This window comes from Amycolatopsis speibonae, assembly GCF_042647925.1.
Classification (GTDB): Bacteria; Actinomycetota; Actinomycetes; order Mycobacteriales; family Pseudonocardiaceae; genus Amycolatopsis; species Amycolatopsis speibonae.
On sequence record NZ_JBHRWK010000027.1, the window covers coordinates 74,703 to 88,038 of the forward strand.

Sequence of the window (13,336 nt, forward strand, 5' to 3'; positions counted from 1 at the left end):
AGGCTGTCGCGAGGATATGATCATGCCCCCTCCTCCTGATGCTGGGACTTGCGAAGCTGCCGCACGAGAATCCAGGTGAACCCGGCCGAGACGATGAACAGCAGGACCGCCATCGCCGCCGCGTAACCCATGTTGAAGTACCGGAAACCCTGGACGTACAGCCAGACCGGATAGGTCAGCGTCGAGTTCTGTGGTGCGCCGATGAATCTCGTGTTGCCCGCGACGTCCGCCGCACCCGCGGCCGCCGAACCCGCGACGATCGCCTGCGTGAAGAACTGCAACGCGAAGATCATCGAGTTGACGACACCGAACAGCAGCACCGGCGAGATCGACGGGAGGGTGACGTGCCAGAACCGGCGGACCGGGCCCGCGCCGTCGAGCTCAGCGGCTTCGTACTGTTCCTGCGGCACGTCGAGCAGCGCCGCCAGGATGATGATCATCAGCTCACCCGAACCCCACATCACCAGCAGGGTCAGCGCGGGCTTCGACATCGCCGGATCGTTGAACCACAGCCCGCCGTCGATGCCGACCGACCGCAGGAACGCGTTGACCGGGCCGTATTCCGGGTTGAACAGGAACACGAACGCCAGCGTCGCCGCGGCGGGCGGGGCCAGCGAAGGCAGGTAGCAGAGCGTCCGGACCAGGCCGACGCCCGACTTGAGCCGGGAGATGATCGACGCCGTGCCGAGGGCGAACACCACGCGGCAGAACGTCAGGACGATCACCAGCCACAGCGTGTTGTACGCGGCGGTGCCGACCAGCGGCTCGCTGGTGAACATCCGGATGTAGTTGTCGAAGCCGACGAACTCCGGCGCGTTGATCAGGTCGTAGCGGGTGAACGAGTAGTACAGCGTGGCGATCAGCGGGTAGCCGAAGAAGATCAGGAACCCGAGCATCGCCGGCGCGATGAAGTAGAAGACGGTGCGACGGCGGCGCGCTGCGTTCCCCTTCCGCGTCCGGGTGGACGCGGAAGGGGAAGCGACCGCCCTGGAATCCAGGGTCGATGTCATGCGATCAGCCGCCGGCGCGTTTCTGGGCCAGCTCGTCATTGACCTGAGCGTCGACCTGCTTGAGACCCGCGACCATGTCGGGGATGTTGCCCGCCTGCCACTTCTCCGCGAAGTCGTTGACGGCCTTGAGGTGCGCGTCGCCGATCGGGGTCGAGGGGTTCGGCAGCAGCTTCCCGCCGTTGTACAGATCGAGGAACGTCTTGAACTCCGGCGTGACCTCGAGCTTCGGATCGGTCAGCGCGGCCTTGGTGCTCGGCACGTTCTTGAGCCCGTTCGACAGGCCGACCAAGGTGTCGGTGTCGAGGGTGACCTGCTTGATCAGTTCCCAAGCGGCACCGGGGTTCTTGGCACCCTTGGGGATCGCGATGATCGTGCCCGTGGTGAACGCGCCGCCGTAGCGGTCCGGCTTGCTGTCGAGCACCGGCGGGGCCGCGGTGGCGAACTTCAGTTCCGGCGCCTGGTCCTTGATGAACGCGGTGCGGTACTCGCCGTCGATCATCATCGCGAGCTTGCCGCGCTGGAAACCGTGGTCCGCCGAGTACTCCTCGCCGAGACCGGCCTTGAACTGCTCGACCTTGGCGTGGCCGCCGTAGAAGTCGACGAGCTGCTTCTGGAAGTCGAACATCGCCTTCCACTCGGGGCTGTCGGCCAGGTGCGACTGCCCGTCCGGGCCGAGGTAGGTGGCGCCGAAGTTCGGGGCCCAGTACTGCGCGTAGTTGGCGTAGAACGGCATCGACGGCAGGAAGCCGGCGACCTTGATCGAGCCGTCCGGGTTGAACTCGGTCAGCTTCTTGGTGGCCTCGAACAGTTCCGAGGTCGTCTTCGGCGGCGAGGTGATGCCCTTCGCCGCGAACATGTCCTTGTTGTAGTAGAAGCCGTAGACGTCGGCGAGCAGCGGCATCGCGCACCGCTTGCCCTGGTATTCGGTGTAGCTGCGGACGGCGTCGGGGATCTGGTTCAGGTCGATCTTGTCGCGCTCGATGTAGGGCTTGAGATCCTGGAAGCTGCCCGTGGAACACCAGGCGCCGAGGTTGTCGGTGAAGAACGAGATCGCCACGTCCGGCGGGTTGCCACCGCGGATGGACTGGGTGATCTTGTCGTCGTCCTGCTGGCCTTCGTGCTTGATCTCGATGTTCGGGAACTTCGCCTTGAGCTTGTTCAGCCCGGCGGTGACCACGTTGTACTCGCGGTCGGTGAACTTGCTGTAGACGGTCAGCGTGAGCTTCGCGTCCGCGGCGGGGGCCGCCGCCGCGTCACCCGCCCCATCCTTCGGGCCGCTTGCGGCGCCCGAACAAGCGGACACCAGCGCGGCGACGGTGACCGCGCCGAGCACTATCGAGCCGCGCCAACGGCGGCCACTTCTCCGAACCTGGGTCGTGGAACTCATGACCCTCCTCCTAGTTGGTTGGGGCGGGAGACGGTGGTTCTGTTCGTGAATCCGGGATCGCCACGATCGGATGGGGCTCTCCCGCCCCGGACCGCCCGGGCCCGAGGAGCGAAGGGGTGTTGACGCCGAAGACGTCTCTGCGGACGGTGGCGAGGGCGGACTGAAGCGCTCCCTCGCGCACCGCGTTGCCCTGCACCGACGCGACCCCGACCGGGGTACGGGGCAGGACCAGCTCATGCAGCCTTTTCGCGACCAGGGCGGCGAATTCGTCGCCACCGGCCCGGCTGGTGTCACCGGAAAGAAGCACGAGTTCGGGGTCGACGACCGCGATCAGGTTGGCCGCTCCGCCCGCGACGCGGCGGGCGAGGTCGTCGAGGAAGGGGCCGTTCCCGGTTTCGCGGGCCTTGGCGACGGCGTCCGCGCCGGTCTCGGCCTCGATGCCGTGCGCGGCGGCCAGCCCGACGACGGCGGGCGACGCGACGAGGTCGCCGAAACGGTCTCCCTCACGCGGCTTTGCTCTTTGACTGGCGACCGAAGCCGGGTCCGGGACACGCATCCAGTCGATCTCGCCGCCGCCGCCGGTCGCGCCGCGCAACAGCCTGCGGCCGACCACCACCGCGCCACCGACGCCGTCGCTGAGCCAGATCATCACGAAGTCGCCGAGCCCGACGGCCTGGCCGACGGTCATTTCGACGATCGCGACGAGGTTGACGTCGTTCTCGATGGTGACCTCGACGCCGAGTTCGAGGCTGAGCCTGCGCGGCACGTCGAAGCCGAGCCAGCCGGGGATGTGCGGCGCCGAGGAGAGCAGGCCGGTGCGCGGGTCGAAGGCGCCCTGCGCACCGATGACGACGTGGCGGAGATCGGTGGCGGCGAGCCCGGCTTCGCTCGCGACGTGGGTGAGGGCCGCGCCGAAAGTGCCGACGACGTCCGCGCCCTCATGGACCGGCAGCGGGACCTGGTACTCGGCGAGCACCGCGCCGGTGACGTCGGAGACGACGAAGTCGGCCAGGTGCGGCGTCAGATCCACGGCCGCGACGTAGGCGACGCCGCCGTTGACCTCCCAGAGCTGCGCCCGCGGACCGCGCCCCCCGCCACGGACGCCCGCCTTGGTGACGACGTCGTCCTGTTCGAGGCGGGTGAGCAGCTGCGCCGTCGCGGGCTTCGACAGGCCGATCGCGACCTCGAGCTCGGAGCGCGTCAGCGGGCCGTCCCTGAGGAGGACCTCGATGGCCGCACGATCGTTGATCTCGCGCAGCATTCGCGGACTGCCGGCTCGCACTTGGACTCGCTCCCGACTTCGTTAGGAAACTTTACAGACGGTTTCCGGGGACTGTAGTGAGCCGAACCACAGCCGTCAACGGCGCTGGGAAACAGGGAGGTAACGCTTGGAGTGTTCCGCACAGCGGGTATGCGTACCGATGCGGAGGGTGCATCAGACGGCGAAGGGCCGCTCAGGAGTCCCTGAGCGGCCCTTCGGCTACGCGTCGATGGATCAGAAGTTGGGCTGCACGTACAGGTCGTACACCCAGGGGATCGTGGGAGAGGGGTAGCACATCCACCCGTCCCAGTCCCCGGCGATGCGGCCGTGGTGGCCGGTGATCCCGCAGTCCTCTTGGTTCGGGTACGAAGCGAAGTACTCGTAGTCCGAGGCCTGTGCCGCTCCCGCGTTCGCCGCGCTGATCGAGACGAAGGCCGCCGCAGCGGCTCCGGCGACGGCGAACCGCCGCAAGGTGTTCTTCATGTTTTCCCCAGTTTTTCGATGCGAAAGTCCTGAAATCGGACGACCGGAGAATATCGGACGCTTCGCCGCTTCGCGGGCAAATCACCAACCTTCGCCGAGGGCTTGACACTTGCCGGTCGATTCGCCCATTCGGCCCGCGAACCGGCGGCAGTCACCGTATGGCCCGAAGAGGTGTTGCGAAAGCCACTTTCGCAACGTTGAAGGTTGCGAAAGTGGCTTTCGCAACACCGTTTGCCCACCGGAACGCGGCGCCCCCACCCGCACCTACCTGAAGCGCGTGGCTGCTGGTACGCCTGTGGCGAAGGTGGCGATCGCGAAGGTAGCGAAGGCCTCCTTCACTACCTTCACGGTAGGCAAGGAGGCCTTCACGGACCGGACCCGCGACCCGGCGCCGGAGGGCGCTTTCCCCCATGCGATGCGGGGAAAGCGCCCTTCAGCTCTTCGGACTAAACGCCGGCCCAGGCCGCCAGCATCACGCGCGCGATGGACGAGTTCCCCGGCAGCACCAGCTGCCGGGTGCCACCGGCGATCGGGGTCGGCACCGCGCCCGCGTTCCGCAGCTGGCTGTTCGCGAAAGCGGCCCGCACCTCCGCGCGCGAAACCCAGAACGCCTCTTCGATCTCGCCCTCCGCGGGCACGAGCGTGGCGGAGATGTCGGCCCGCGCGGTGAAGCCGAGCATGATCGACCGCGGGAACGGCCACGGCTGGCTGCCGAGGTAGCGCACCTCGCGCACGTCGACGCCGACCTCTTCGCGGATCTCCCGCTCGACACAGCCTTCGAGCGACTCCCCCGCCTCGACGAAACCGGCGAGGATCGAGTACCGGTCCGGCGGCCAGATCGGCTGCCGTGCCAGCAGGACGTGCTCGCCGTTGACGCCGGCGTCGTCGTGCACGAGGCAGATCACCGCCGGGTCGGTGCGCGGGTACTCCTCCCGGCCGCAGCCGGTGCACTTGCTCGCCCAGCCCAGCTGGACCAGCTCGGTCGGGCTCCCGCAGCGCGTGCAGAACGTCGCCTGCAGCCGCCAGTTCCGCAGCGCCTGCGCGGTGGTGAACAGCCCTGCCGACGCGTCGTCGAGCAGGTCACCGTAGCCGCGCAGGTCGACCCAGATCTCGCCTTCGTGCCGCGGGACCGCTTCGACGACACCCCAGCTGCCCGCCATTTCGACGGTCTCGGTCTCCCCGGCTGGGCGGCCGGGCAGCGACCAGTAGTCGGTGCCCCGCCACTCTCCGAGGAAGACCGCGTCGGCGGGCGGCTCGGTACCGAAGTCCTGCGTCTTGCGGGTCGCGAGCGTGCCGGAACCCTCCACCACCGGGGTGCGCGCGTGCTCGTCGAGCAGCACGACCCGGGCGTCGGGCCAGCGCGTGGCGAGCCTGTCCGGGTTGGTGCGCAAGGATTCCTGACGGTCCGCCATGGAGCGCGAAAGCGTCGGGAGCGCCCCCAACCCGAACGGCACCTCCATCAGGCGGGCTCCCCGACGGTCACGTCGCCCAGCGCCTTCAGCTTCGGCGCGAGGACGTCGGCGTCGCCGACGACAACCCCGGTGAACCGCTTGGGCGCGAAGAACTCCAGCGCGGCGTTCGCCACGTCCTCGGCGGTGACAGCGGCAAGCCGTGCCGGGTGCTCGGCCAGCCATTCGGCGCCCAGGCCGGTCGCGGCGAGCGCGGCCAGCTGCGCGGCGAGGCCACCCTGCGACGACGCGGCCGTGACCAGCGAACCGATCGCGTACTGCCGCACCGACTCGACCTCGTCGGCGGTCGGCGGCACGAGACCGAGCCTGGCCAGTTCGTAGCGCGTCTCCAGCAGCGCGGCCGCGGTCGCGTCGGTCGCGGTGTCCGCGTCGACGTTCACCACGGCGGTCTGGTCGGTGAACTCGAACCCTGAGTGCGCGCTGTAGGTGTACCCCTTGTCCTCACGGATGTTCTCGACGAGCCGCGACGAGAAGTACCCGCCGTACGCGAGGTTCGCCAGCTGCAGCGCGGCGTACCGCGGGTCCGTGCGCGACACGGTCTGCGCGGACAGCCGGATCTGCGACTGCACGGCACCGGCCCGCGGCACCAGCAGGATGTTGCCGCCGGTGAGGTCGGGCAGCGCGGGCAGCCGGACGGCGGAGCGGTCCGAAGCCCAGCCACCGAGCGCCTTCTCCAGGTCGCCGATGACGGTCTGCGGGTCGATGTCGCCGACGAGCACCAGCACGGATCCCCGCGGCAGCACCGAAGCCTGGTGCAGCGCGCGCACCTGCTCCGGCGTCACGATCGCCACGTCTTCGGGCTGCGGCACCTCGCGGACGGCGGGGTGGTCGCCGTAGCGGTGCTTCTGGAGTGCCTCGCGGGCGATCGTCCGCGGCTGCGTCCGGGAGACGGCGATCCGCTCGATGAGCCGCTCGCGTTCCCGCTCCACCTCGGCGTCCGCGTAGGACGCGCCGGTGAGCGCGTCGGCGAGGACGTCGAGCATCGTCGGCAGACCGTCGGCGAGCGAGGTACCGGAGATGGACAGCCGCTCCGGGTCGACGCCGGACCCCAGGTCACCACCGATCAGGGCCAGATCCGCGTCGATCTCGATGCGGTCGCGGCGGGCGGTTCCGGTCAGCAGGGTCTCGGCCAGCACTTCGGCTTTCGCCGGGTGCAGCTTGTCGTCACCGGCGAACGGGATCCACATCCGCAGCTCGACCAGCGGCACGGTGGCCTTGCGGACGGCGAGCACGCGCAGCCCGTTGCTCAGCGTGGTGTCCACATGGGACAGCTCGGCGGCGGCGCGTTGCGTCCCCAGCGGCGGGACCGGACGCGGCCCGGCGGCCGTGCGGCCGATCTCCTCGGCGGTGCGGTGCGGTGCGCTCACTGCTCGGTACCTTCCTGCTCGGATTCGACACTGCCGCTGCCGGGGCGGACGACGAGCACGGCGCGCGAGTCCGGCCGCAGCGCCTTCGCCGCCGCCGAAACGGCTTCCCCGGTGACCGACGACATCTTCTCGGCGAGCCGGTACACCAGCGACGCGTCGCCGTACAGCAGCTCGAACGAGCCGAGAGCCAGCGTGCGGGACACCAGCTTGTCGTGCTCGGAGTGCAGGCTCGCGGCCCAGCGCGCGGTGACCTTCTTGAGTTCCTGGTCCTCCGGCGGCGTGGCCGCCAGCTTCTCCAGTTCCTCGTCCAGCGCGGCGAGGACCTGGTCGGTGCTCACGTCCGGCGGGTGGATCGCGGTGATGGTGAACGTGTCCGGGTCGCGCGCCTCGAACGGGCCGAACAGTCCGGCTCCCGCGCCGATGTCGACGACCAGCGGCTCGCGGTGGACCATGCGCTGCTGCAGCCGGGAGCCGTCGCCGTCGGTCAGCACGCCGGCGAGCACGAGGTTCGCCAGGTAGCCGTCGAGGTCGTTGATCGGATCCGGCATGCGGTAGCCGACGCCGATCGCGGGCAGCGGGGCGTGCGGGTCGATCTGCTCGCCGCGCAGCTCGCCCTCGGGGGCGGGCTCGGCGAACGAGGGACGCTCGGGCGCGGGCCGGTGCGGCACGTCGCCGAAGTGCTTCTCGATCAGCTCGCGGGCTTCCTCGACGGTGAAGTCACCGGCGACGGTCAGCACCGCGTTCGCGGGCGCGTAGTAGGTGTCGAAGAAGGCCGCGCAGTCGTCGAGGGTGGCCTGTTCGAGGTCCTCGAAACCGCCGTATCCGTTGTGCGCGTTGGGGAACGTGGAGTACAGCACCGGCGGGAGGGTGATCCACGGGAATCCGCCGTACGGCCGGTTCAGCACGTTGAGGCGGATCTCCTCCTTGACCACGTCGATCTGGTTGGCCAGGTTCTCCTGCGTCAGCTTCGGCGCCCGCATCCTGTCCGCTTCGAGGAACAGGGCGCGCTCGAGAGCCGCGGCGGGGAGGACCTCGAAGTAGTCCGTGTAGTCCGGATGAGTGGACCCGTTGAAGCTACCGCCACTCGACTGGACGTACCGGAAGTGCGCGAGCTTCTCCAGGCTCTCGCTCCCCTGGAACATCAAATGCTCGAAGAGGTGCGCGAAACCGGTGCGCCCTTCGGGCTCGGAACGGAAGCCCACGTCGTAGTGGACGCTGACACCCACCACCGGAGCGGTCGCGTCGGGCGCGAGCACCACGCGCAGACCGTTGTCGAGGGTGAATCGGACAAGCTCGGGATCGGCCATGCGCACCACCCTACGGGCTAGTCAGGCCTCCAGGCGACGGCCCTGGCGGGTCGCGGCGAAGGTTCCCACTAGTGCGGCGGTGAAGTCGCTCACCCGCGTGAACTCCACCTCTTCGGCGGTTTCCTTGCCGTACCAGTAGATCTTGGGCCTGCCCTTGAGCGCGGCGAATCCGGCGAGCCACTGTTCTTGTTCGCCGAGAGCGAGCGCGTAGGGCAGCGCCCGCGAAAGGAGCACCTCGCGTTCGAGCTTCGGGACGGCCGAGGCCTTGGTCGCCAGCAGCGCGTCACGGACGCCGAGCAGCCGCCGGTGCAGCGTCACCCCGGCACCGGTGCGCACCGGCAGCCACCGGGCGGCGACGGCGAGTACGGCACCGGCGGCGATGACGATCAGCCCGAGCTGGGCAAAGCCGACCGTCGACGCGAGCAAGACGGTGAGGAACAAACCGTAGAAGCAGATCCGCGAGCCGACGCGGGTGAGCTTGCCGGGCAGCCGCGAGTACCAGCGGCGTTCGACCACGCTGTCGTCCAGCGCGTCCCGCACCGCGTCGATCCCGATCCGCTCGGCCTGGATCTCCGACAGCAGCACCGACTCCCGCTCGTCCGGCAGCAGGACGTCGAACACCGCGCGTTCGAAGGCGGTCAGCTGCTCGTCCGGCGGGTTGCGGCGGACGAGCCGCCAGCCGGTCAGTTCGCCGGGCTCCTCGCTCACCCACAGGTAGTTCCGGACCGCGAGATCGACGACCGTCGCGGCGAGATCGACGGAGTCGGCGCGACCCGAGAGGACGGTCCCGGCCTGTCCAGGCAGCACGCCGTCGGGTGAGGCGAACGCGGCCTTTTCGTCCTTCCCGGTGAGCAGCCGAACCGGGAGCGCGTCGCCAGGGTGCTCGTCCCGCTTTCGCAGCAGAGCCAGCACCACGGCGGCCGCGATCAGCGCGAGCGCGAAGCCGCCCCAAGCCCAGCCGACGGGGGTGGTGAGCACGAACGCGCCACCGAGGGTCTTCGACGGCTCCAGCCGCGCGTTCGCCGGGACCGTGCCGCCGGGCAGCTCGACCGAGATCTCCATCCGCTGCCCGGCCGCGAGGTTCTGCTGGCTGAACCGGGTCAGCCCGGAATGCGCGATCTGGGCCGTCCCGCAGTGCGCGCGAGAGCCCTCGGGACCGGCGTAGCAGGTGACCGCGTTCGGGATCGACGGTGCGGCGAAGCTCGCCCGCACGAGTTCGAGACGGCTGTCCCAGCCGCCCGCGAGCTGCCAGCCGACCCGCGTCAGGCCGTCGGCTTCGGTGACCACACCGTCCACTGTGTACCGGACGATCGAGGTGCCGCCCTTGAGCTTGACGGTGAACTCGTCGTCGGTCAGCTCGGAGCTGCCCGCACCCTCGATGACGACGTCACGGACGCCGATGATCCGGTCGCGGTCGCGCGGGGCCGCCGTGCGGAGCGGGATCCGGCGGGTCATCGTCGCCTCGCTCGGCACGGACACCGCCTCGACGACCGAGAGGGCGCCGTCGCGTTCCACCTTGAGCGAGATCTCCGCGCTGTTCGGCAGCGAGGGCAGCTGCGGTTCTCCCTGCGCCCGCGCCGGTGCCGCAATCAAGACCAGCAGAAGACCGACCACTACCCAGATCTTCACGTCAGGCGGGCACCGGTTCCGGGCGGATCGAGCGCAGGTGCCCGGATTCGGCGAGCAGACCGTCCAAAGCGGACAGGAAGGACGGCAGGTGCGCGGCGAACCGGCGCAGATCCCGATCGCCTTCGAGACCGCCGAACCAGTACAGCCCGGCCGAACCGTCCGCCGACGGGTCGAGCCCCTCGAAGGTCCGCAGCCAGTGTTCGGTGTCGCCGAGCACGATGGCGTACGGCAGCGACCGGGAGAACACCATTTCCCGGTCCGCCAACGGGATGGCGTCGACCTTGACGGTGTGCAGGTATTCGAGCAGCCCGCGCACCTGGCCGACCAGGCGCCTGCCGCGCGAGGTCTTCGGCGGCACCCACGACGCACCCAGCAGTACGGCGACCCCGGCGAGCGCGACAGCGACGCCGAGCAGCGCGTGCCCGGCGGTGAAAGTCAGGACCGCGGTGCCCACGAGGCCGAGCACGACCAGGCCGACGCCCGCCCACGTGAGCTTGCTCTTGCCCTTGTCCGGGCGGCGGGAGAACCAGCCCTTGCGGACCACGTCCGCGTACATCGCCTCGCCGGCGACGCGGAGATCGACGGTGCCGCGGCCGCGGAGTTCCGAAAGCAGCACGGAATCGGTGCCCTCGGGGAGGATCGCGGTGTAGATCTCGCGTTCGAAGGCGACGAGGTGCTCGTCCGGCGCGTTACGGCGGGCGATCTGCCAGTCGACCGTGCCGGCGCCCCGGACCTCGGCGATCCACAGGTAGTTGCGGACCGCGAGGTCGACCACCGTGCCGCTGACGTCCACGACGTCGACCGTCTCGTCGACGACCGTGCCGACCTGGCCGGGCAGGACGCCGTCGGGCGAGGCGAAGGAGACCCGGTCGCCATCGCGCATGAGGACGTCGACGGGTCCGGCACCCGCTGTGAGCGCGCCCTTGTCGCGACGGCGCAGCAGCGCGATGGCGAGCGCGCCGAGGATCAGGAACAGTGCCAGCACCCCGAACCCGATGCCGGCGAGAGTGGTGAGGGCGAACGCGCCGCCGACCGAGGCGATCTGCTCGAACCGCGCGTTCGCGGGCACTGTGCCCGCCGGGAGTCCGACGGCGAGGTCGACCCGCTCACCGGCCGCGAGCTTGTCCTGCTCGATGCGGACGACGCCGCTGTGGTCGGTCTCCGCGAGCGAACACTGCCTGTCCGAACCGAGCGGCCCGGCGAAACAGTCCACTGTGGGCATTTCGCGCGTCGGCGCGCTGAACGAGGCCGAAACCCGGGTCAGCTCGCCGTCCCAGCCGCTCGCGACCTGCCAGCGCACCTGCTGCGCGCCGTTGACGTCCGCGACCGCGCCGTCCACTTTGTACTTGAGGGTGGACGCGCCGCCGTCGAACGTGGCGACCAGCTGCTCGCCGTTCGACTCGGCCTTGCCCGCGCCCTCGACCGAGACGTCACGGACCCCGTAGACGCGGTCCTGTTCTTCACCGGCGGGAACCTTCAACGGGATCCGGCGCACCAGGTGCTGTCCACCCGGGACGGTCACCTGCTCGGTGATCGACACCGAACCGTCGCGTTCCACCTTCACCGCGACGTTCGCGGCCGAACCGCTCGGCGGCTGGAGCAGCCCTAGCTGGCCGCGCGCGCCGAGTGGCGGCGGCTTCGGCAGCTGCGGCGCGTTCGTCAGCGAAGGGCCCGCCTCGGGCGCCTCCGGAACGTTCGTCTCCGACGGCGGCGCCATCAAGGCCGAGCTCGCCGCGACGGCCACGACCGCCGTCCCCCATTTTGTCAACACAGCCACACACTCTAGGGCAGCCGATCTATGCTGACCGCCGAAACGCCGAATCCGCTACCTGGGCGAACGGCGTTGCCGAACCGCATGGGGGATCCACTCGATGAACCACCAGCCGCCCGGCCCGCCTGACCCGCGGCGCCGGCCGACTCCGCCACCTCCGGGGCCGCCGGGACCACCTGGACCACCTCGGCCGCCGCAGGGTGGCCGTCCACTCCCGCCTCCGGGGGCGCGCCCGCTGCCGCCGCGTGGCGGTCCGCAGGGCAGGCCGCCGGTGCCGCCGCCGAACCGGCCGGGACCGATCGGCCGTCCTGGGCAGCCGGGTCACCAGCCACCGCCGGGCCCCGGCCGCCCGCCGATCTCGCAGCCGACGCCGATCCCGCCGCCGTACCGGCCGGGTCCGCCGAGCGGCGGGATGCCGTTGCCCCCGCCGGGCGCGGCTCCGTTGCCGCCGCCGCGGATCGGCGCGCCGGTCCCGTTCCGGCCCGGTGCCGTCGGGCCGCCGCAGCTTCCTTACGGCCCGCGGTTCGCGCCGCCCGCTTTCGCTCCCTATGGGGGATATCGCGCGAAGAAGTCGAACGGCGGTGTCATCGCCGCGGTCGCGATCGTGGCCGTGATGGCCGTGCTGGGCGGTTTGCTCATGGTGATCACCATCGCGAACGGCGGCTCGAAACACGTCGCGGACGCCGGGTACTCGAGCTACTCGACGTTCCCGACGACATCGTCCTCTTCGGACTCCACGACGACCACCACGTCCGGCGACACCTCCGCGACGAGCACCCGTTCACGCGATTCGACCGCGTCGCGCGAAACGTCGGCAGGCTCGACCCGCGAGACGTCGGCGAGCCGGGCACCGTCCGGCCCGCAGCCGCAGCACAAGCTGGCGGACAACCCGCTGTGGATGGACAACAAGGTCGGCCTGCCGAACCAGGCGTGCAACCTCTCGCGCTGGGCGACCAACCCGAGCGCGTCGTCGGCGTTCTTCGAAAGCGCGCGGCCCTGTTTGGACAGTGTCTGGCAGCAGGTCATGAACTACACGAAACTGCCGTTCCGGGTCCCGACCGTGAAGTACCCGTCCGGCAAGAACTGGTCGAGCCCGTGCGGTGACGCCAGCGGCGGCACGGTGGCGGCGTTCTACTGCTCGCAGAACGAGACGCTGTACATGCCGTACGAAGGCCTTCAGCCCGACCAGTACGGCAACCGGCCCGGGGTCTACCTGGCCGTCTTCGCCCACGAGTACGCGCACCACATCCAGGCGCTTTCCGGGATCTCGGAGGCCTACTGGGACGCCCGGTACGACGCGGGCACCGACTCGGCGGCGGGCCTGGAGATGTCACGGCGCAACGAGCTTTCGGCGCAGTGTCTGTCCGGGACGTTCCTCGGCTCGACGGTGGGCCGCGGCGGCTCGGTCGACCAGGCGATGTACCGGGACGCCTGGGGCTCGCAGGACCGCGGCGACCACAACGGCGGCCCGCGCGACCACGGCTCCGACGCGCACGCTGTGTCGTGGTGGCAGCACGGCGCGCAGAAGAACCGGATGTTCGAGTGCAACACGTGGGCGGCGAGCTCGTCCAACGTCTCCTGACGCTGGGTCGCTCTGGCTGCAAGTCCGTGAAGGCCTCCTTCCCTACCTTGAGAGTAGGGAAGGAGGCCTT

The 13,336-nt window shown here is 70.0% G+C and carries 10 protein-coding genes; 1 reads left to right on the forward strand and 9 read right to left on the reverse strand.

Going from position 1 to position 13,336, the window contains the following annotated elements; translation table 11 throughout:
* Positions 1 to 20: 20 nt before the first annotated feature.
* The 9 genes from ACFOSH_RS20535 to ACFOSH_RS20575 all read right to left on the reverse strand — a co-directional run bounded on the left by ACFOSH_RS20535 (position 21) and on the right by ACFOSH_RS20575 (position 11,684).
* On the reverse strand, positions 21 to 1,010 hold the full coding sequence (locus ACFOSH_RS20535) for a carbohydrate ABC transporter permease (protein ID WP_378240607.1): 990 nt from the start codon (positions 1,008 to 1,010) through the stop codon (positions 21 to 23).
* Between the two features lie 4 nt (positions 1,011 to 1,014).
* On the reverse strand, positions 1,015 to 2,397 hold the full coding sequence (locus ACFOSH_RS20540) for an extracellular solute-binding protein (protein WP_378240608.1): 1,383 nt from the start codon (positions 2,395 to 2,397) through the stop codon (positions 1,015 to 1,017).
* A gap of 10 nt (positions 2,398 to 2,407) precedes the next feature.
* Positions 2,408 to 3,658: an ROK family transcriptional regulator gene (locus ACFOSH_RS20545; RefSeq protein WP_378240680.1), complete on the reverse strand. Its 1,251-nt coding sequence runs from the start codon at positions 3,656 to 3,658 to the stop codon at positions 2,408 to 2,410.
* 234 nt (positions 3,659 to 3,892) lie between these two features.
* Positions 3,893 to 4,141 carry a hypothetical protein gene (locus tag ACFOSH_RS20550; RefSeq protein WP_378240609.1) on the reverse strand — a complete coding sequence of 83 codons (249 nt, stop codon included), beginning with the start codon at positions 4,139 to 4,141 and terminating at the stop codon, positions 3,893 to 3,895.
* A 446-nt stretch (positions 4,142 to 4,587) separates the two neighbouring features.
* A complete protein-coding gene (nudC, locus tag ACFOSH_RS20555) occupies positions 4,588 to 5,601 on the reverse strand; it encodes an NAD(+) diphosphatase (RefSeq protein WP_378240610.1) in 1,014 nt (337 codons plus the stop codon).
* The gene (locus ACFOSH_RS20560; RefSeq protein ID WP_378240611.1) at positions 5,601 to 6,977 is read right to left on the reverse strand and encodes a M16 family metallopeptidase; all 1,377 of its coding nucleotides are present in this window, start codon (positions 6,975 to 6,977) and stop codon (positions 5,601 to 5,603) included. Before ACFOSH_RS20560 ends, nudC begins: the two co-directional genes overlap by 1 nt.
* Entirely contained in the window at positions 6,974 to 8,284 is a 1,311-nt protein-coding gene (locus tag ACFOSH_RS20565; RefSeq protein WP_378240612.1) for a M16 family metallopeptidase, read from the reverse strand. The genes ACFOSH_RS20560 and ACFOSH_RS20565 overlap by 4 nt, the downstream gene beginning before the upstream one ends.
* Positions 8,285 to 8,305: 21 nt before the next feature.
* On the reverse strand, positions 8,306 to 9,913 hold the full coding sequence (locus ACFOSH_RS20570) for a DUF2207 family protein (protein WP_378240614.1): 1,608 nt from the start codon (positions 9,911 to 9,913) through the stop codon (positions 8,306 to 8,308).
* 1 nt (position 9,914) lies between these two features.
* Positions 9,915 to 11,684: a DUF2207 family protein gene (locus ACFOSH_RS20575; protein WP_378240681.1), complete on the reverse strand. Its 1,770-nt coding sequence runs from the start codon at positions 11,682 to 11,684 to the stop codon at positions 9,915 to 9,917.
* Positions 11,685 to 11,955: 271 nt separating this feature from the next.
* On the opposite strand from ACFOSH_RS20575, the gene ACFOSH_RS20580 reads away from it, so the two are divergent.
* On the forward strand, positions 11,956 to 13,266 hold the full coding sequence (locus ACFOSH_RS20580) for a neutral zinc metallopeptidase (RefSeq protein WP_378240615.1): 1,311 nt from the start codon (positions 11,956 to 11,958) through the stop codon (positions 13,264 to 13,266).
* The last annotated feature ends 70 nt before the right edge of the window (positions 13,267 to 13,336 follow it).